This is a genomic window from Lysinibacillus pakistanensis (genome assembly GCF_030123245.1).
In the GTDB taxonomy this organism is placed as follows: Bacteria; Bacillota; Bacilli; order Bacillales_A; family Planococcaceae; genus Lysinibacillus; species Lysinibacillus pakistanensis.
The window spans coordinates 2,681,582-2,701,795 of sequence record NZ_CP126101.1 but is presented as its reverse complement, the minus strand read 5'-3'; the positions used below and the strand labels follow the sequence as shown (position 1 = coordinate 2,701,795).

At 36.1% G+C, this 20,214-nt stretch carries 16 protein-coding genes and 1 pseudogene; 4 read left to right on the top strand and 13 right to left on the bottom strand.

The features are described from left to right. The first annotated feature begins 391 nt into the window (after positions 1-391). Positions 392-727 (top strand): 2Fe-2S iron-sulfur cluster-binding protein, encoded by a 336-nt coding sequence (locus QNH24_RS13265; RefSeq protein ID WP_283868074.1) that lies wholly within the window; start codon positions 392-394, stop codon positions 725-727. Positions 728-787: 60 nt separating this feature from the next. Here the strand turns inward: QNH24_RS13265 and QNH24_RS13260 are convergent. From QNH24_RS13260 to QNH24_RS13235, 6 genes and pseudogenes are all read right to left on the bottom strand, one after another. Further along, positions 788-1,209 (bottom strand): annotated as a pseudogene (locus tag QNH24_RS13260) (isochorismatase family protein); the annotation flags it as partial. Positions 1,210-1,351: 142 nt separating this feature from the next. Continuing rightward, complete coding sequence (gene gdh / locus QNH24_RS13255; protein WP_054770671.1) at positions 1,352-2,137, bottom strand: glucose 1-dehydrogenase; 786 nt, start codon at positions 2,135-2,137, stop codon at positions 1,352-1,354. A 15-nt stretch (positions 2,138-2,152) separates the two neighbouring features. After that, on the bottom strand, positions 2,153-3,010 hold the full coding sequence (locus QNH24_RS13250; protein WP_283868073.1) for a RhaT/GlcU family sugar-proton symporter: 858 nt from the start codon (positions 3,008-3,010) through the stop codon (positions 2,153-2,155). Positions 3,011-3,674: 664 nt separating this feature from the next. Beyond that, the gene (locus QNH24_RS13245; protein ID WP_283868072.1) at positions 3,675-5,117 is read right to left on the bottom strand and encodes a DUF4367 domain-containing protein; all 1,443 of its coding nucleotides are present in this window, start codon (positions 5,115-5,117) and stop codon (positions 3,675-3,677) included. Continuing rightward, the gene (locus tag QNH24_RS13240) at positions 5,083-5,640 is read right to left on the bottom strand and encodes an RNA polymerase sigma factor (RefSeq protein ID WP_283868071.1); all 558 of its coding nucleotides are present in this window, start codon (positions 5,638-5,640) and stop codon (positions 5,083-5,085) included. Before QNH24_RS13240 ends, QNH24_RS13245 begins: the two co-directional genes overlap by 35 nt. 407 nt (positions 5,641-6,047) lie before the next feature. Continuing rightward, entirely contained in the window at positions 6,048-7,379 is a 1,332-nt protein-coding gene (locus QNH24_RS13235; RefSeq protein WP_283868070.1) for an alpha/beta hydrolase family protein, read from the bottom strand. A gap of 354 nt (positions 7,380-7,733) precedes the next feature. On the opposite strand from QNH24_RS13235, the gene QNH24_RS13230 reads away from it, so the two are divergent. Both QNH24_RS13230 and QNH24_RS13225 read left to right on the top strand, forming a co-directional pair. Beyond that, positions 7,734-8,279, top strand: a complete 546-nt coding sequence (locus tag QNH24_RS13230; protein WP_283868069.1) for a hypothetical protein — start codon at positions 7,734-7,736, stop codon at positions 8,277-8,279. A 78-nt stretch (positions 8,280-8,357) separates the two neighbouring features. Further along, entirely contained in the window at positions 8,358-8,516 is a 159-nt protein-coding gene (locus tag QNH24_RS13225; protein ID WP_283868068.1) for a hypothetical protein, read from the top strand. 506 nt (positions 8,517-9,022) lie between these two features. Here QNH24_RS13225 and QNH24_RS13220 read toward each other — a convergent pair. Continuing rightward, positions 9,023-12,217, bottom strand: a complete 3,195-nt coding sequence (locus tag QNH24_RS13220; protein WP_283868067.1) for a bifunctional cytochrome P450/NADPH--P450 reductase — start codon at positions 12,215-12,217, stop codon at positions 9,023-9,025. A 310-nt stretch (positions 12,218-12,527) separates the two neighbouring features. Between QNH24_RS13220 and QNH24_RS13215 the strand changes: the two genes are divergently transcribed. Beyond that, a complete protein-coding gene (locus QNH24_RS13215; protein WP_283868066.1) occupies positions 12,528-13,682 on the top strand; it encodes a DUF418 domain-containing protein in 1,155 nt (384 codons plus the stop codon). A gap of 126 nt (positions 13,683-13,808) precedes the next feature. Here QNH24_RS13215 and QNH24_RS13210 read toward each other — a convergent pair whose 3' ends face one another. The 6 genes from QNH24_RS13210 to QNH24_RS13185 form a co-directional block, all read right to left on the bottom strand. Continuing rightward, positions 13,809-14,408 (bottom strand): nitroreductase family protein, encoded by a 600-nt coding sequence (locus QNH24_RS13210; RefSeq protein ID WP_283868065.1) that lies wholly within the window; start codon positions 14,406-14,408, stop codon positions 13,809-13,811. A 667-nt stretch (positions 14,409-15,075) separates the two neighbouring features. Continuing rightward, a complete protein-coding gene (locus tag QNH24_RS13205; RefSeq protein ID WP_283868064.1) occupies positions 15,076-15,642 on the bottom strand; it encodes a DUF4256 domain-containing protein in 567 nt (188 codons plus the stop codon). Positions 15,643-16,085: 443 nt separating this feature from the next. Then, entirely contained in the window at positions 16,086-16,901 is an 816-nt protein-coding gene (locus tag QNH24_RS13200; protein ID WP_283868063.1) for an arsenite methyltransferase, read from the bottom strand. Positions 16,902-16,914: 13 nt separating this feature from the next. Then, positions 16,915-17,964, bottom strand: a complete 1,050-nt coding sequence (arsB, locus tag QNH24_RS13195) for an ACR3 family arsenite efflux transporter (RefSeq protein WP_283868062.1) — start codon at positions 17,962-17,964, stop codon at positions 16,915-16,917. Next, the gene (locus QNH24_RS13190; RefSeq protein WP_283868061.1) at positions 17,965-18,282 is read right to left on the bottom strand and encodes an ArsR/SmtB family transcription factor; all 318 of its coding nucleotides are present in this window, start codon (positions 18,280-18,282) and stop codon (positions 17,965-17,967) included. 465 nt (positions 18,283-18,747) lie between these two features. Beyond that, on the bottom strand, positions 18,748-20,166 hold the full coding sequence (locus QNH24_RS13185) for an aminotransferase-like domain-containing protein (protein WP_283868060.1): 1,419 nt from the start codon (positions 20,164-20,166) through the stop codon (positions 18,748-18,750). Positions 20,167-20,214 lie beyond the last annotated feature (48 nt).

Here is a 20,214-nt window from a genome sequence, read left to right as displayed (position 1 = left end):
AGTAGGCCTATGACTATTATTAGGAGGTATGAAAGTGACAAGAAATTATCCCAATATGCCACGTGAAATGAACCCAGGTTGGTGAATTCAGAGAACCTCGATATGGCGAATTCAGAGGACCCCAATACGGCGAATTTGGTCGCAATCCAATAGAAAGAATGTTTTTCCCAGGGTATGGTTTTGATGGATATCCACCATTTGGGTACCCTTCCTATGGCTATCCACCCAATCGGATACCCACCAAACAGATATCCACGCTAGGTAAAATCTTTAAGCTTTTAGACAATGAATGATTTTTTTGTATGAGAATAGCCGGAACAATACAAACTGATAATAACACTTACTTCGTTAACCCCATCCATTAGGAAATTTATGAAGGGAGTATTATTAGATGCCACTTATCAACGTATTTGGAGGAAAAACATTTGAAGTAGAGGAAGGAAAAAAATTAGTTTTAGCACTTGAAGATAATGGTATAGAAATATTTCATCTATGTGGTGGAAAAGCAAAATGTACTACTTGTAGAGTAGAGGTCTTAGCTGGAGAATATAAGGATATTTCGAAAATAGAAAAAACCGCCTTTGCTATTAAAAATATTGATGAGAATTTATTTGAGGACTGCTTACGGCTATCTTGTCAAATCCGTGTCATAGGAGACATTACCGTTCGGCCCATTTTAACTTCTGAAAATACACAGGGCGATAGAGGCCCAAGACCAGCAGATTAACCTTACTAAGACGCGGAGTTAAAATGAAATCCGCGTTTTTTTAATTCCTTTATTTTATTTTTACTGCTTATTAAAATCTTTTTGAGCACCTTCATAGCTTTCCATAACGTTTTGATAGCCAGGAAGTTGGCTTGCAAGTAATGCGCCGAAGCCTACGATGTCGTTTCGCTAATCACGTTGTAATTCACTAGCAATACTAACCAGTTCATCAACTGTACGCCACTATGAGCCATACGCATTATCGCCGCATTTGCAACTTGTTTACTGAAAGTTCCCGACGCATCCGTAGCGACAAATACTTCGTAGCCTGCGTTCAGAGCCGATAATGCAGGAAAAGCAACACAAACATCTGTGACAACTCCGGCTATAATTAGTTGCTTTTTACCAGTCAATTTAACTTTTTTGACAAAATTCTCATTATCCCATGCATTTATTTGACCTAGACGAGCAAACTTAGGTGCATCTGGAAATAACTCAACAAGCCTCGTAATGGGCGGTTTTTTCTTATAGATTAAAGAAAGGCATTGGAGAGATTAAATTCCAATGCCAATTTTTATTTGTGTTTTATTAATGATATACTGCTCTGATAAGGAAACTAATTATCTTGTCGTTGTAGATATTTACTTACCCACGACCTGCTTGGAAAGAAGGGTATAATGTCATTCCACCATCGGCAAATAGGGTAATCCCTGTTACATAACTAGCTTGTGAGGAAGCAAGCCATACTGCTACAGCAGCAATTTCTTCTGGTTTTCCTATATACCCCATCGGAACCATGCTTTCTACATCTGCCCGTTTTGCTGGATCTGCAAATTTTTCAGCATTTATAGGCGTATTGATCGCTCCAGGTCCGATGTTATTGACACGAATTCCTTTTGGAGCATATTCTAACGCTAAAGTTTCAGTCATTAATTTTATGCCCCCTTTACTAGCCGCATAATGCACGAACAAAGGCCAAGGAATTTGCTCATGAACACTGGACATATTGATAACAGAACCTTTAATATCATTCTCCACGAAGTATTTAATCGCTTCTCTACTTCCTAAAAATGCCCCTGTTAAATTCGTATTGATTACTTTATTCCAATCATCGAGCGGCATTTCATGTGAGGGTACAGGATTTTCTATACCAGCGTTATTAATCATCACATCGAGGGTTCCAAACTTATTTACAGCAGTCTGGACGAGGTTGATGACATCCCCTTCAACTGACACATCTCCTTCTACGGCAATGGCTTCCCCACCTGCTTTTTTCACTTCTTCAACAACCACATTTGCCTCTTTTTCATTTGAACGAAAATTAACGATAACTTTTGCCTTTTCCTCGCCAAAGCGTAATGCCATTGCTTTTCCTAATCCTGTTGAAGCACCTGTAATAACAATAACTTTGCCTTCTAAATCTGGATACATATAAAATTCTCCTCCTTATGCTTTCGCCATCCCTAGCATAATTCCAGCAGCGACTATAAAGATAATCCCAATGAAAATTGCTATAAGTTGTCGTTTGGTTTTTTTCTCACCTATAATAAAAATTCCGCCTAAAGTAGAAATCACGATCCCCATTTGGGAAAGAGAAAAACTTGTGGCAACTCCTACACGTGGCTGAGAGATAAATAAAAACATATTCCCTGCAGCCCAAACTAAACCTGGAATAATATTACGAATCGCATATTTATTGAATGGTTTGTGTTTAAATGTTAATAGAATTCCACCTATGACCATTCCGATTGCTTGCGGTAATAGAGCCGACCATCCATTTACATCAAATAAGCGGATAACCACCACATAGACTAAATAACCAAAAGTAGAAACGAGTAAAATTAAAATTCCTTTTCTTAAATTTTTCCCTTGCTCTTCTTTTTTCTCCTCTGGATTTGGCAGCGATGTAAGAACGATACCAATCAAAATACTGATCAATGCAAGGATACCTAAGATAACGGATATTGTAGTCGACCATTCATGGAAGACAATGACTCCAAATAATGTTGTTGCAACCAATTGTAGACCTGTTGAAATGGGCATTGTTTTAGAAACGCCCATTAAATCAATGCTTTTTAATTGATTTGCCTGCCCTAATGCCCAAAAAAGGCCTGATACAATTCCGACTCCCAAAACTACAGGTGTCAACACAGGTTTAACAACAAAATAAACGCCTATAGAGAAGAGAAGTGCTCCAATTGTTGTTCCAAGCACTTGACTATAGGGACCACCACCAAGCTTGACATTAAAGAGCACAATACTTCCCCAAAAAAGAGCTGGTAAAATCGCTAGGAAGATATCCATCTTTTGCTCCCCTATCTATAGTAAATTTTTATCTGTAACCGAGTGAAAACACTGAAAATAATAGCATCAACACATGATCCCACTCACACTTTTAATAAATGTCTGCTAATTTTACACTTTCCAATAATATCGTCCCCTTAATTTGATGAAATTCTAAAAATAATTTAGATAATAATCTTATTCCTCATCAAATAGTTGAAGAAATATTAGAACATGTTTATTACATTTGTTTTTTCTTCTTTCATTTAAAAGGAGAGCAACATAAAAGTAATATGGAACGAAACAAAACTTTTATACCAGTGATATAAAAACTGCTAAAAAAAGAATCCATTTGAACATTTGTTCAAAATGAATTCCTCTTACATTTTATAGATTATATTTTGAAAATTTCCTAAAATCTGCACCTCAAATTGCAATATAGTATCTAACAATAGGGAAACATTTGCCTTTTGTTTTAAAATCCGTTGACATTTGATTTTTTTCTAATTTCTTAAAATATGTTTTGTGGATCATAAATAGACAATGTATTTCTAAAAACTCCCACCATAATGGCTTATAAATCATCTACCTTTATGACTTGCATAAAAAACACTTTCATGTAATTTACCTAATTTTCCTTTTCGGCTAATAGCAAGTGGTAAAGAAAACATACTACTGCTTATTTCTATTTTTCATATTTACGAATATCAATCCACCAACGATCTTTTGCATTCATGTTTTCAGATCCATTAAAACTACTGTAATCGCCGAAAACATCAAGGAAGATAGAATCTAGCTTATCCTCGTCTACAAAATAACCTAAGTTCATGTTAATCGTTTGTCCGGGTTGGATATTTCCTATATTGTAAAAAGCTTTTCCCTTTCCGTGAGGTGCAAGATAATCAACCTCACCCGTCATAATACTTTTTTCGTCAATTCCATCTTCTCCAGCATAGTGCCATGCATTATTTTTATTTTTAAGCACTTTTATAGTTGGACGCATATAGATTTCTTCTGTTGCCTCTTTACCAATATTTTTCATTGTTGTAGTTAGGTAGACAAATTTAGGAGCCACTAATTTTGACTCTACTAATTCATAATTTGAATCTTTACCATTACCAACTTTATATATATCCCGTCTATACGGTAACAATATCTTTTTCTGATCTAAAGCTTTATACCAACTTAAGCTTCTTAGGCCAACTCCATTAAAGTTATTTTGTTTAAAATCTGTGATTGAATCAAAGATTTCAACTTTTTCGATAACAAATTCAAGATTGTCTAATCTGCTTATTTGATCTATGGTTACTGGAACCTTTTCTCCTACACTAAATAGTTGTGTGCTGTCTTTTTTCAAAGGAATAACGCTAAATTCGATTGGTTCATCCTCTTCACTATAAAGAGGATTATCTAAATCTGCTATAAATGATGCCATTTCTTTTGACGTGGGCTCAAGTGAAATGTTCTCCATGACCTTTATCATAAGTTCTTCACTTACATCATTGCCAATTTCAGCGTCTACCATAATCCCCTCTTCTTCAAATAAAAGATAGACCTTTCTATCAAATACTAAGCTTTTGTTTCCAGTATCTTTTTTGACAATCACTGCTTTCTTACCATTTAACTCTTTTTCTTCATAGCTTTTTGAGTACAGAGTGTGGAAATTGGTATTTTTACCAACTCTCCAAAGATAGAATGAAAACCCGCCCATTGCGTAGTTATCTTTAAATGAATATTTCATAGGAGCATTTTTGTCTTCTACCATATTTTCCGGTAAATAATTTACTTTTAGTTTATACCAATTGTCCTTCTTTTTTGAGGTATTATCTGACACTGAGACATTTACTTCATAATTTTGTTTTTGAACAATCATATCGTAGACTTTTACTGCACCAAAAGCAGTTGTTGGTATACCAAACATTAAGCAGGCAGCGGCGATTAAAATGCGATTCTTTTTACGTTTTTGCAGTGACTGTTTATTTTTCAACTTAATTTCCTCCATAAACAATTTCTTTTTGTGCATGTAGGTATCTGAAAATTTATGTTGTTCATTTTGATGATCAAAATCGTCTAAAGCGATTTTCTCAGCAATGTCATACATATTTTTGGAGTTCTTTGAATTCGTCATTTTCTATACCTCCTATAATATTCTGTACTCGTTTTCGAGCTCGTTCAAATTGCTTGCGGGCATTGACTTCAGTGATCCCCATTATTTTTGAAATTTCCTGATACGTTAAGTTATAGAAGACTTTGTACTTAAAAATCTGTCTGTAAGAGTCATTTAACTCTGTAAGCAATGTATCAATTTGTACCTCACATATTGAACGCTGCTCCCACTCTTCAATATTTTCATCTGCTACTTCTGGCGACTCTTTTTGATATTCATCTAAAAACATTTCATGTCGTTTATTTTTCCGGTAGCCATCAATTGATTTGTTTTTCGCAATTCTCAATATGTAACGTTTAAGCTCTTCAGTATTCAAGCTGTAGATTTTTTCCATATTCTGATAGAGAATAATAAACGTCTCTTGAACTATATCTTCAGCTTGCTGAATATTATTTAAAATGGAATAAGCTACATAATAAATTTTTTGTTCATACAACTCGTATAGTTCTACCATTTTTTCATAATCCTTATTTTTAGTTTTCATATATTCCCTCCTCTCACTCTATATAACGAATGGATGCTATACTTTGTGACACGTTCTCCAATTAGAAAGCCAAGTTGTATCCAACAAGAGCTTAACCATTTATAGTTTTGAAGATATAAATGTGGAAAGTCGTTGTTAGATTGATGAAAACAACAGTATAAATTATCTCCAAAATATTAGTTCAATCATAGAGGCTGGGGTATAACTGCCTATTGTCGCATGTTTTTAATAAATAATGAAAAATAAACAAAAACCCGAACTATTACAAAACACTAAATTAGAGTTTCACGGAATAGTTCAGGTTTATTTTATTAAAATAGTTTTGTCTTACAAAATCTATAAAATCATTATCCTTCATTTTGAACAAGAACTTCTGGACTACTTAACATGTTAAGAAATCCGATTGATTATTTATTTTTAGTCAATTGAATTTTTGGATAACGATCAGCTATTTTTTTCATCGAAGCTGCTGCATCATCTTTCACGTATTGATTGAAGAATTCAAGACTAACCTCATTAATGATTTGATGAACATATTGTGGATCTTCTCCTTTTGATTGTAAAAGTTTTGAGAATAAAGAAGTATCCGTAAAGCTGGCATGGTTTGTGTTTGGAATGGTCAATGAATAGCCTCCACCCTTTAAAGCAAGCGTTTGACGTCTATCAAACTCTTTAAAGAGGGTTGTTGCTAGATCATTTTTCTCTGAATTCTTTGCCTCAGTCATATATTTCTCCATTTCATCGGCATTCATCATTAAAAAAGGTTTGCCTACCCCTTGCTTTGGTGCATCGTCTCCAAATAAACCTCCATCCATATTAATACTAGCTTTTACTCGATCATCACGCAGCAACATTTGCATAGCAGTAGCTCCACCATAAGAGTGACCAAACATGCCGACTTTCCTCAAATCCATAGAATGATATAATTCTTCGTTCTTTGTTTGGTTAAACTTTTCAAGCTGGTCTAGTACGAAGGTTACATCATCTGTCCATACTGCTATATGTTTATCGAGAGCAGGGATACCATCATCTAATTGAGGTGAATTTAGAACTGTGCGTCCATCAGGAAATACAGTAGCTGCAGCATCATATGTATGATCTATCCCGACAACGATATAGCCATGGCTCACTAATTCTTCTACTTGAAAGGTATTTTGATATCGATATAAATTCATCCCATGTGAAAACAGTAATACTGGCCAACCAGATTCATTCTTGACTAATTGCGCATCTTGATAGGAATGTGTTTGAATTTTATTCAAATGCTGTAGGGCAAACTGTGGTAAAGGTAAAGCTGTTTGTAGACCAGCCGCTAGCTCTTTCGAATGAGCAGTATAAGGAGCTGTTAACTCATTCTTGTTAACTTCTGCAGGATACCAAATTTGAATCATTAATTCCCTATGATCATCCGGTTCCTTTGTGTATTCTTCAAGTCTTTTTTCATCAACAAGATGGAGGCTGGTTGTTCCGATTTTATATGGTCCTGTCGGCTCTGGAAACGAAAACATTGGGGCAATGATAGGTAATTCAAATACTACATATAACCAAAGGATATATAAGAACCCCTTTACTATTCGTGTTAGCCAAGATGTGGAGATGTTATTTTTCCAAAAAAAGAGAAATTGAATGCATGGCAGTAAGAGCAGTAAATATGCAGGTAGTATTTGCCATCTATAGCCCTCAATAAGCATGTGAAGTCCTGTTATCATCCCAGCACAAATTAATAAGAAAATATTCATTCTATTCCTAGATTTACTAAAAAACAGGAACCTCCCCAGGAGAATGGAGTTTATGCTGATTACAAGTAAATCGAAAAAATTCATAATGTTTCCCCTTTTCCCTATGACATTGATTAAGTATTGTTAGTAGTCTAGCACTTTAACCTTAAAATCCCCTGTTAATTACCTTACTATTTTATTAATTTACAACGCATTCACCTATAGCTGAAAATATAGAAGCTAGCAAATGATGTTACAAGAAATATACTTTGTACATTTACAAGCCTTTCGTTGTGTAAGTGCAATATTTCCTTTTAGATATTTCCATATATTAACCAAACAAGAACACATTTTTCTTCTTTCAGCAAATGTTTTTTGTATCGAAAGCATAGCGAAGCTTTATACTTTATCCCACCTACTGGGCTAGGTACTATTACTAATCCTAAAAGAATTGATACAGAAATTACTTGGAACAACGGTGTTCCATTAGAATTTACAATTCTTGACGGAAAGTTTATAATGTATGAGCGTCAGGGATATCATTATTACGTACAAAATGCGACACAGATTTGGTTTAATGCAGCAACAGGAACTTTAGTCCAAGCCGGAAGTGCAGCTTTAAAAGCGAGAATAACTTACGGAATTTCAGAACGACTACCATTTATTAAAAATATTTACAACACAAAAACAGGTGAGCTTGTTAAGGAGAAAAAGAATTTTGTTTCTGCAATGACTGCTATGGTGACGTATAATACTCCAATCATTGGACCTATCCTTTATACAGCTGTTCCACTTGTAGGCACGAAAGAAATTATTGTTTATATCAGTGAAACAGGAAAAGACAATACTTGGCATTATCGTTATCGTATAGTGGTTGCTAGAGATGGTAGTTATACAATTTCCAAATGGTATGTACAATAAATTTGGAATAGTCAATTTTATTCATGTTGTACCTACTAGAAATCGTGTAGATTGAAATTGAATATCAAGAGGTGGAACATGAAAAAAAAATTGGTTTTTTATAGTTTGTTTTTTATCGTAATGCTGCTTATTCTATTATTTTATCAAAAATACCCTTTGTCTGAAGCGATAATGCGTGCAGTCATTTTTACAGCTGTTTGTATAGGTGTGCATATTTTATCAGAGAAAATAAAATAATTTTCTTAACACTCTTGCTTTGTATATAGAGCTTTCACGGAGTATTTTCTAGAAATTACCCAATTAATTAACATGATATACCACAAGTGGTGTTAATCCCATTTGTGGTTTTTAATTTGGTTATATTTTGTTCTAGCCATTTCGTATTGTAAAATGCTGGTTTGTGGGATGTTTATGATCAAACCTCATTTAAAAGCAACAGCCATCGCACAAAAAACATCTATTGGCCCAAAGCGACGGTGGATGTCACGGAATCGAAAAGGAGTAAATAAAGGATATTTCGCATTCATGCGATAACGGCTAACTGACCTGCTTCACGAAGGTCTAATGACAAAGCCGAATCTTTATCAATGATGTCGAGGCATAATTGATAAGTAATTTTTCATGCGGTTTGCAACTAATCCTTGCCATCATAATCAAAATCCCGTATTCATTAGAAAATACGGGATTTTGATAATTCGTTTATTAAAGTAACACCTAGTCAAAAAATTCACTTGTAGAAACATTTAGATACCAGCCCAAACATCTTTTCCGTATCTTCCCTCAAGCTGTAAAAAATCCAACCAATTTCTCGCCTCTTGGTCACTGACCCCGTGAATATCTTGATATACGTGACAAAGAGTATTTTCAACATCTGGAGTCATTCGACTACCATCACCACATATATAAAGGTGGGCGCCGTTATCTAATAACGAAATTAACTGAGCTCCATCTTGTTGCATTAAATGCTGTACATATGTTTTGGGGTGTCCTTCCAAGCGGGAAAAAGCTGTATGCAAAGATAGTAAACCGTCTTTTTCTTCTTTTTCTAATTCTGTACGATAGAGATAATCCATTTCTGGATGACGACAACCGAAATATAGATGAGCTTCCCCTAAGTGAACACCTTTTTGCTGTTGGACACGTCGTGCTTGTAAAAATCCACGGAATGGTGCAATGCCAGTGCCTGGTCCAACCATGATAATGGGTGTTTGTGGATTCTCAGGTAACTGAAAATTTACTTGTGGCGTTCGAATAAAGCAGGTAATTTCATCATCATTGTGACGCTGAGCTAAATAATTAGAAGCGACTCCTTTATATTCCCCTTGATCACTCCATGCAGGTCCACTAACAACACCGACTGTAATACTTAGACGATCTGGTGTAACAAGAGGAGAGCTTGAAATAGAATAGTAACGCGGTTTGAGTGCTGGAAGAAGTTCTAAAAAACGTTCAAAACGGATTTCACACGCTTCATATTTTTCGAGAAGATCCAACATTGAAATGCGTTTCTTTAGTATTTGGTCATGATAAACTCCCTCTTCCAATAATGCTTTCAATTCATATTTATGGGGAGGGCAAGCTGTAGATGTCGCCAATTCGCGTATTTGTGCTCGAGTTGCGGCTTCCTGAACTTCTACACTATAGCTAAGAAGGTCAAATAAACTAACAGGACGGTCCAAAGGAAGGTGAGTTACACTGCGTCCACTTGCACTTAGCACGACTTGTTCTTTCCCGTTTAAGCCAAAGCGATTTAAAATTCGGCTGACATTCGCCTTGCTGTTTCTTGGCAGTACTCCAAGGTGGTCTCCTTCTTGATAAGTAACCCCTTCCGGTAAGGCTATCTCGATATGCCGAGTACTTCGATCACTGCCGGTTGCTTGGAGCTCACGATTTTCTACTACAGATGCGTGAACTGCTTCATATGTCCGTGCTAGTGGAGACCCTCCCAGGCTACTGACAAACTGCAAACTTAAAGTACTACGCTCTGTCTCCACATTTTTATTGAGCTCCAATCCAAAGGCTTTCATCGCATCAGACCACATGCTTCGTTTCCATTGATCGAGCTGTTCCTCAAAGTCACCGCTTACATCTCCTTCTCCGCGTTTAGAGAATCTCATCGCTCCTTTTTGGGCCATTTGCTCATCAATAAATCTTGGTACCTGCTGATAGGTACTAGCCCAATTATGGTCTCCACAACCGAAAACGGCATATTGAACGCCTTTTAATTCATCCGATTTTAGTTCCTCCAACCACTGCACAAACTGACCTGCATTACTTGGCGGTTTTCCGTTATAAGAGGAAGTCACAATCAGAATGGCTCCTTCTTTTGGCAGGTTTCCAATTCGATCATTAAGAGCAGCTACTTCCGTTTGAACACCATGTAAACTAGCTGTGTCCGCGAGTTCTCTTGCAATACCTTCTGCTACTCCTGTATCAGAGCCGTAAAGAACAAGCAGAGGAAGATTATTGATCCCAATAAGAGATGGTGTATTCTGAACGTTTTGTTCAATCTTGTCATCCTTTCGTGTCTCCTCTTTGGATGTAAGAACGGCAGGATGGATGGCATCTTGATTTCGGGATTGAATCTTGATCTTAAAATCATTTGGCTTTAGCGTTAAAGTTTGCTTAACATCCAGCTGATAGTTTTGATAATCAATCAATTCAAAATGTTGGAGAAGCATGCCTAGTACAAGAGTTGCCTCGTGGAGGGCAAACTGCATACCGATACATGCCCGCTGACCATTTCCAAATGGCTTATAAGCATGATGTGGTACTTTATCCAGATCCTCGAATCGTTCAGGCTGGAACTCTTCCGTATTTTCTCCCCATGCGTCTTTATCCCGATGCAACTGTGGAATAAGAACGGAAATACGATCTTCTTTCTTAATTAGGTATTTCCCGCCAATCACCGTATCTTCCTTTGGATAAAGGCTAAATGCTGGAGCGGTAGGCCATAGACGTAGCGACTCATTTAAAATCATCCGTATATATTTAAGTTGCAGAACCTGTTGATATGTCGGAGTGTGACCTGTTAATACCTGATCTACTTCTTCATAGGCTTTTCTCAATTTGTCCGGATTTTTCAATAAGAAATAAATCGCAAAGGATAATAAACCACTTGTTGTCTCATGCCCAGCTATTAAAAAGGTAATGATTTGGAAACGAATATTTTCATCATCCAGTTTTTCGCCTGTTTCTGGATCCTTCACATTTAACATACGAGAAAGTAAATCATTTTCTTCCTGGCTTTCTTGTGCTTTGCGCTCAGCAATAATATTATCCACTAAAGAAAACATAGTTTGGATGTCATACTGAAATTGACGTTTCGTTCTCAACATGAGTTTGTCCTCTATATCTAGTCGCTGTAATTGATGCATCGCTTCATCTAGAGCACGGGTCATACTAGTGATAAAAGGATGAGGGGTCTCACGATAATAACTATTAAATCGGTAATTAAAGCCGCATAAACCAATCGTGTCTAATGTAAGACGGGTCATATCCTCTGGGACATTCACCACTTCATTCGGATTAAGTCGTGTCCATTTTTGAACAAGCTGTACAGCAATATCAACCATCATGTGATGGTAATCCTTCATGGCACGTTGACTAAAGGTAGGCATCAGTATATTATGAGCTTTTTTCCAGTTAGGCTCGTAAGTCCAGCTTGTAAATAAACCGTCTCCAGCGAAGGAACGAACCTTTGCTAAAGCACCCTCTGCACTTTTATCGAAGCGTGACTGGTCACAAACCTCTTCTACCAGTTCATGTCCAGAAACGACAATGATGCTGTCCCTTAGAGTTTGAAGCCGAAAAATGGGGCCATACTCTCCCGCTAGTTTGATAAACGATAGGGTCGGTTTATCTTTATCGATTAATGGGATATTCCCCAGCGGTCCATATGTTTTCGGTTGAGGAATAGTAGACGTTTTTTTTTCCATTAAAAACACACCCTTTCAAAAAAGTATGAAACAAAATTTCATACAGAAAGTAAACACCACTATAGTGCACCTAAAATCCATTATACCCTTCAAGATGAGGGTTATTCGGTGAGCCTAAAAAGAGTCCAACCTTAATGAAAAACTGGCATTCGGTCATTGTCTCAAAAAATAAGAGGAGAAAAAGTAAAGCTTTTAATCATCATTTTTTAATCCTTTTATTCGTTTAAGCTTTTTTTAAGGTGTCGATTATTTTGCTATAAGGTTATCCCAATATACTTACAATATAGTTAAAGAATAGTGAGGTTTTCTAATGGAAATAAAACGAGTTTCTTTTATTGATTGTATGCGGGGATTTAGTTTATTTGGGATATTGCTCGCGAATTTACTGATTTTTCAATTTGGAATGCAAGGAAAGGAAAATCTAAAGGGCTTATCGCTGCTCGATCAAGGTGCATATTATTTCTTGAAGGTTGTTGTTGAAAGCTCATTTATGCCAATCTTTACATTACTTTTCGGCTTTTCACTGATGAAGCTAGTGGAATCTGTACGCCGAAAAGGGAGAAAAAGTAGATGGGTCATTCTTCGTCGAAGCATCGGGCTTATTGTATTAGGATGGTTACATCACTTATTCATTTGGGAGGGTGATATTTTACTATTTTATGGTTTAATGATTCCTATCTTAGTTCTTTTTATCAATCGAAAAGCAAAAACTGCATTTATTTGGGCAGGGATATTGTTTGTTATTACTATCGCACTGTCATATGGTCAAAGTGAGGTTTCAAAGAAAGAACAGCAAGAGAAGGATACGTATGCTGCAAAAGAAAGTCATATGTATGCGAATGGTACTTATGCAGAAATATTTGATTTCCGTCTCAATCCAGAGCCATCAGAAACGGAAAAGCCTGCAGAAATCGCTCTTATGATATTGATGGCACCAATTCTTCTTTTACCATTATTTTTAGTAGGCATGGGGCTTGCCAAGGTACGTGCATTTGAGAATATAGAGCAGGAGAAAAAATGGTATATGTTGGGGGCACTTCTTGTACCAATTGGGCTGTTATGCAAATCTTTAAGTTTAATGGAAAACAATTTTTCTGTAATGCTTTCGATGGGCGGTGCTCAATTATTATCGTTAGGTTATGTATGTTTAGCTGCCTTACTGTATAAATTTTGGCATACCTCTATTATTTCTCAGGCCTTTGAATGTGTCGGTAAGTTATCATTAACTAATTATTTAATGCAATCGATTATTTGTACGACTGTCTTTTATGGCTATGGTTTAGGGCTGTTTGGAAAAATAGGCGTCTTTAATGGCATATTGTTTGGGCTTATTGTCTATAGTTTCCAATGTGTCGTGAGCTTTTTATACTTGAAAAAATGGAAGCGTGGTCCATTCGAACAAATTTTACGTATGTGGACAAATTGGTCATTAAGTAGTCGTTTAAAGCAAAAAGAACAAGTTTAAAATGAATTAAACAAGGGTTGGGATAACAAAAACCGTGAGAAATCAATTTTAAAAGCGTTGATTTCTCGCGGTTTTTTGAAGAGTTTAAAACCAGCTCCGTTAAGATACAGGCTCCGTATACATTAATTACTTGAAAAATTTTATTCGATCTTCAAGTGGTTTGAATTCTTTCTCGCCTGGTGTTACCGTCGGATTGCCAAAGGGCATTTGAGCAATTAGCTTCCAATTATCAGGGATATTCCATTGTTTTTTCACTTCATCGTCAATTAATGGATTATAATGTTGTAATGAAGCTCCTAATCCCTCTGCTTCCAATGCTGCCCATACAACTAGTTGGTGCATACCTGATGCTTGATTTGACCAAATTGGAAAGTTCTCAGCATATGCAGCAAATTGCTCTTGAAGCGATTTAACTACAGCTTCATCTTCTAAGAATAAAACTGTCCCATAACCTGCTTTAAAGGAATCCATTTTTTGTTGAGTACCTGAAAAATCACTATCTCCAACTACTTTTCTTAATGTTTCAGTTGTGATGTCCCATAATTTATTATGTGCCTCACCTGATAATACAACAATACGTGCAGTTTGAGAGTTGAATGCTGATGGAGTATATTTCACAGCGAATTCTATAATTTCTTTAATTCTTTCATCCGATATTTTTACCTCTTTATTAATTCCGTAGTAAGTACGTCTTTCTTTAAGTGTAGTGTAGAAATCTTTTGTCATAATTTTCTTCCTCCTAATTTACTGAATTTCTTTTTACACACATTGCATCTGTCACTTAGGGACTTTTACTTACCAAATCTTTTTAGAATCTTCAAATGGCTGTTTTATTTTTTAAAACCTCGCCTACACCTGTAAGTCAAGGCCATAATTAGCACTGCTATTCTTTAATCCTTTTGGTAATCTCCCCTGTTTTTACCTCTTAGGGTATTATGATCCAGGTGCATATTTAGTGTTCAAAAAATATGGTATCCAAACAAACAATAGAGTATACAAATGTCTGTTTGGATTTAATAGGAGCAGGCTAAGCACTTGGAAATATGATTTTAAACTCCTCCCAATCACCTTTATAAGATTGCTTTTTGGGTAAAGTATGGGTTTCTTGCCTTCTTTTAAACAAAAAAACAATTAAAGAAGGAGGAGGTATACCAACACCCCCTCCCTTATTAAAATGAGATGACATGTACAGATATGGAAATACAGATAACTTGTTTTTTCGGAAACCTTAGGTAAAAAATCTTACAATGGAATATTGAAAAAGTTGGGATTGACTAGAATTAGTAGCGCATTCAATATCCCGTCTAGAAATGCTTAAGTACATATTTATCCATAGTACTGATCTCCAGGAACCATAACCAGCATATCCTCTCCAATATTGGAGTACCTTATGTTAGACCCTTAGCGAGCCACGGAAGCCCCTAGCCGCATAGTAGGAATCTGCTCCATTATGGTACACAAAAACAGTGTCGTAACGATAGTCACAAAAGAGGGCCCCACCGAGTTTTCTAATATTTACAGGTGTTTGGACCCAGCTTGATGTTTTCAAATCGAAATTTTCAAGTTTCTGCAACTCGCGGTATTGCTCTTCCGTTAAAAGTTCAATGCCCATTGCAGTTGCCATATCAATAGCGTTATTTTCTGGTTTGTGTTTTTTTCTTGACTCCAACGCTTCACGATCATAACAAATACTTCTGCGACCTTTAGGACTTTCTGCTGAACAATCATAAAAAATGTATTCGTCCGTCTTATTATCATAGCCAACTACATCTGGTTCACCACCAGTTACTTCCATTTCATTGAGTGACCACAGTTTTTCAGTATTTGCTTCGAGCCTAGCTTGTACTTTAGCCCATTCAAGATCTTTATGGCGATTCATATTTTTTTCAAAACGTGCTTTCAAAGTTCTAAGTAGTTCCTCCCGTTGTTCTAGTGATAATTCCATATTCCTCTTAGTCATATCATTTCCCCTTTATTGTTTTTAATAAGTTCTTAATTAATCATTAATACCAGTGGCTAAAACTCTAAATGTCAAAATATCAGTGTACATTTTGCTAGTCTAAGTATGTACACTTTCGCTGATTAACTTACCTTCTATACAAGTTCGTGAATAATTACACCTTGACACGGAGTCTTTCCTCTCATGATTCGATAGCCTAGAATCTAGCTATACCAAGGGCTTCTAACCGGCTCAAGGCTATCTTGCCCACCACTTCTTATAATTACTTCTCCTTAATTTTACATTATTTTTTTGAGTTTTATTGTTTTCTCTAAAAACAATAAATTTCTATAATGGAATATGAGAAACTAAAAATCGTTATGGACTTAGGAATCTTAGCTTCGCCCTTGACTCCTATAAAATTTACTTGGATTATAATTAATTCATTTTTTAAATATTCATTATCAATAGTTCCCCTTTTTAACAGCTTGAATAATAGCTGAGACAATGTAATTTTCTAAATCATGATGGGGTTCCCATTCACGGATAAATTCTTTCGACTCATCTTTTGGTATGATTGAGATATTTATAAAGCCTGCATCTTTTAAAAGTGCTTTGTATTCTTCAATCGAAATGGCACCAGAAACGCAACCAGAATATAGATGCATATCTAATAAATAACTCTCTGGTAAGGCTGTCGTTAACACAACATCTGAAATTGCTAAACGACCAGCTTTTTTTAAAATACGATAGGCTTCTTTAAATACCTGTCGTTTGTTTGGCGATAGATTAATCACACAATTTGAAATGATAATATCAGCAGTATCATCCGCAACCGGCATATGTTCTATTTCACCTAAACGAAATTCTACTTGTTCATATCCAGATTTTTCTGCATAACGACGTGCCTTAGTTATCATTTCAGGTGTCATATCAATGCCAATTACCCGTCCTTTTTTCCCTACCTTTGGTGCAGCCAAGAAGCAATCGAAGCCACCACCTGAGCCTAAATCGACAACAATTTCTCCAGGCTTCAAGTTCGCAATAGCTTGTGGGTTGCCACAGCTAAGCCCCATATTAGCTCCATTGGGGATAGAAGCTAGTTCCTCTTTTGTATAGCCCATTTTCTGAGAGATCTCTTCAATGGAAACATTTTGATTATCTTTTGGATTACAGCAGCTAGGAGCTAACGTACTGCATCCCTGTGTATTTTCTAATTTCAAAGCAACTTTCGCATAGCTTTCACGTACATTTGTACGAATATCATCTTCTCTTCTCATTTAAAATCCTCCCTTAATGGTTAAAATATTTTTTCTGCCAGCGTAACGCAACCCATACAAGTCCTATTAGTACTGGTACTTCAACGAGTGGTCCGATAACAGCAGCAAAGGCCACTCCACTATGAAGTCCAAAAATACCTACGGCTACAGCAATGGCTAATTCAAAATTGTTACTAGCTGCTGTAAATGAAAGGGCTGCGGTGACCGGATAAGATGCCCCTGCTTTATGTGAAGAGAAGAATGAAACAACAAACATGACTACAAAGTAAATAAATAATGGAATCGCAATTCGCACTACATCGAGTGGTAGTTCCACTAATTTCTCACCCTTTAAAGTAAACATCATGACAATTGTGAAAAGAAGTGCTATTAAAGTAAGTGGTGAAAGTTTGGGTAGAAACTTTTCCTCATACCACTGTTTCCCTTTACTCTTTAAACTGATCCATCGTGTTAGGAAACCAGCAGCAAATGGTATGCCTAAATAGATAAGGACGCTTTTAGTAATCTCCAACATTGAAATAGATACATTGAAATTGTCTAAACCAAACCAACCAGGTAATATATTTAAGAAAAAGAAAGCAAAAACTGAATATGTCATGATTTGAAAAATGGAGTTAAAAGCAACTAAACCAGCAACATATTCACGGTCTCCACGTGCCAGATCATTCCATACTATCACCATTGCAATACATCGAGCTAAGCCAATCATAATGAGTCCAGCCATGTACTCAGGATAATCACGTAAGAAGATGATTGCTAAAAAGAACATTAAGAATGGTCCAAGCAACCAGTTTTGAAATAGTGATAGTAAAAGCACCTTCCAATCCTTAAACACCCGCCACATTTCCTCATATTTCACTTTCGCTAAGGGTGGATACATCATGACAATTAGCCCTAAAGCAATCGGTATGGACGTTGTGCCAATAGACATGGACTCTAGCACTTCCCCAATATTGGGCATTGTGACACTAAATAAAACACCTACCCCCATTGCTACAAATATCCAAAGGGTAAGATAACGATCTAGAAAGGATAGCTGTTTAGTTAAGGATTCATTATTCATTTATTCCTCTCCTTCATGACAGCAGTCTGAAACACAATTACACCCATTTAAAGGCTGAATTTGTTCTAAAATACCCTGCATAAGAGGCGTTTGATCTTCCACCAAACGATAATGCTTCCAAGTCCCTACTTTTCGTTCAGTAATAATGCCTGCCTCCTTTAATTTTCGTAAATGCTGACTAACTGCTGGTTGTGAAATCCCTAGAACATCCACAAAATCACAAACACATACCTCCCCGTTTTTCATACATGCAAGTAATTTAATGCGATTCAAGTCAGCTGCTGCCTTTAATTGTTTTTCAATGTGTGTATTGTCCATGTTTTTGCCTCCTTTTACATAACCATTTACTTATATATAACTTAGAAAAATAGAAAACCATCACCAAGTATTGTTTGTTAAATTTGTATATAACTATATACTTATATTATGGGTTGGAAATCAAAATTACAATAGGAAATTATTTATTTTAATGATACATACATAATATCTACATTATGTCAGACTCCCTACCAGTCAGCAGATCCTATTAAATACATTATTGACAGCTATTCAAACCTATCTCTCAAAAGGTTTGAGGTATGAGTTATCCTCTTCTGATAATTACAAAGAAACTCCAACCAACTATATGATAGTAATATTCCAACTCACTTTTCTGATTTAAAGGGAGTTTCTTTGTTTTTTTATATTAAGTTTAAAAAGAGATTAATTTTATTAACCCAACTTCGCAAAATAGGAAGACAGGCCTTGATATAGTTATGCAAACCTTTATCAAAGCCCCTCCCCTCACATAGAAAGAGATTGTGCCACTGCCACAAACTTTTTTATCCCTTCACGTAGCTGTATTTCATTTACGTATGAATAGCTTAAACGTATCCAGGATGATAGTTGTTTTAATGGATCACAAACTTGACCTGGTACAAAGGATATAGATTGCTCAATACTTTTGGTTAATAATAATTCAGTTGGAAGTGTATCTGGAAGCTGCACCCATAAATTAAGACCACCTTTTGGACTGATCCATTTCCAATCTGTTACTGCTAGCTCTTCCTCCATGATTTCCTTTCGGATCTGAAGGGCAATCCGTATTTTCTCTAGGTGCTGCTGCAATCTTAGTGATGAAAAGTAATGGAGAAAAATTTTTTGATTGAGAAGCGGTGAGCCATTATCAGCTAATGATTTTACTGTTAGTAGTGCATTCATTAAGGATGATGGACAGATAACAGCCGCGATTCTCAAACCAGGTGAGATATATTTACAAAAGCTTCGGATATAAATGACGGTCCCAGCTGTATCATAAGTGTAAATTGGTGGTGGCGGGGCATGATCAAAATAGATGTCGTGATAGGCATCGTCCTCAATGATTAAAAAACGATATTGTTCAGCTAATTCTACTAATTTTTTGCGCTGCTCGATGGAAACAGTATAACCAGTCGGGTTATGGAATGTTGGGTTAAGATAAAATAGCAGTGGTTTATATTGTTTAATATAGTATTCAACTTGCTCTAAATCGTACCCGTCTGGATGGATATCAACCGTTACAATCTGTGCTCCCTGCGCTCTAAAAATATCAATTGCAGCACTATAGCTTGGACGTTCAAATAAAACGACGTCTCCTGGCTTAATAAAAGTTTGCGCGATTAAGTGTATCGCTTGCTGTGAGCCTGAGGTGATTAACAGATCATCTGTATTCAGATGAGTTTTATACTGGCTAATAAAATATTGAGTGAGTGTTTCACGTAGCTCTAAATCACCTTGCACTGTGGAGTAGGTTGCAAGTATCTTTGGATAAAGGTCAAACACTTTTTTTACATAATCTGAAAAATAATGATTAGGCAATAGATTTGGATCAATTAATGCCTGAGAAAAATGATAAGAAACAGGTGATTGATGGATTTCAGATAAGTGATTTTTTTGTACGTATGCAGAAACAATTGGATTGTCCAGATCAAGATATTCAAGATTTTTCATCACATTTGATTGTACAAAGTAGCCTGCTTTATCTTTTACATAAACTTTGTCATGCTGTTTTAATAATTGATAAGCCTTTAAGACCGTTAATCGATGAACATTCATTTCACATGCTAATTGCCGTACGGAGGGAATCTTTTCATGCTCTTTCCATTCTTTCCGTTCTATTCTGTGAAGTACATAATCGTATACTTTCTTAAAAAGATAGTCATCATTTCTAATTGCTTTTCTCACATCGATTCCTCCTTTTCAAAACGATTGTACCACGCCCCAATCTAATCT

Bases quoted from the DNA above. Each gene is read 5' to 3' on its own strand.
- QNH24_RS13250 (WP_283868073.1), bottom strand. From the start codon at position 3,010: ATGGATATCTTCCTAGCGATTTTACCAGCTCTTTTTTGGGGAAGTATT.
- QNH24_RS13205 (WP_283868064.1), bottom strand. From the start codon at position 15,642: ATGACTAAGAGGAATATGGAATTATCACTAGAACAACGGGAGGAACTA.
- QNH24_RS13200 (WP_283868063.1), bottom strand. From the start codon at position 16,901: ATGAGAAGAGAAGATGATATTCGTACAAATGTACGTGAAAGCTATGCG.
- QNH24_RS13240 (WP_283868071.1), bottom strand. From the start codon at position 5,640: ATGAAAACTAAAAATAAGGATTATGAAAAAATGGTAGAACTATACGAG.
- QNH24_RS13265 (WP_283868074.1), top strand. From the start codon at position 392: ATGCCACTTATCAACGTATTTGGAGGAAAAACATTTGAAGTAGAGGAA.
- QNH24_RS13235 (WP_283868070.1), bottom strand. From the start codon at position 7,379: ATGAATATTTTCTTATTAATTTGTGCTGGGATGATAACAGGACTTCAC.
- QNH24_RS13190 (WP_283868061.1), bottom strand. From the start codon at position 18,282: ATGGACAATACACACATTGAAAAACAATTAAAGGCAGCAGCTGACTTG.
- arsB (WP_283868062.1), bottom strand. From the start codon at position 17,964: ATGAATAATGAATCCTTAACTAAACAGCTATCCTTTCTAGATCGTTAT.
- QNH24_RS13220 (WP_283868067.1), bottom strand. From the start codon at position 12,217: ATGGAAAAAAAAACGTCTACTATTCCTCAACCGAAAACATATGGACCG.
- QNH24_RS13245 (WP_283868072.1), bottom strand. From the start codon at position 5,117: ATGACGAATTCAAAGAACTCCAAAAATATGTATGACATTGCTGAGAAA.
- gdh (WP_054770671.1), bottom strand. From the start codon at position 2,137: ATGTATCCAGATTTAGAAGGCAAAGTTATTGTTATTACAGGTGCTTCA.
- QNH24_RS13225 (WP_283868068.1), top strand. From the start codon at position 8,358: ATGAAAAAAAAATTGGTTTTTTATAGTTTGTTTTTTATCGTAATGCTG.
- QNH24_RS13210 (WP_283868065.1), bottom strand. From the start codon at position 14,408: ATGACAAAAGATTTCTACACTACACTTAAAGAAAGACGTACTTACTAC.
- QNH24_RS13215 (WP_283868066.1), top strand. From the start codon at position 12,528: ATGGAAATAAAACGAGTTTCTTTTATTGATTGTATGCGGGGATTTAGT.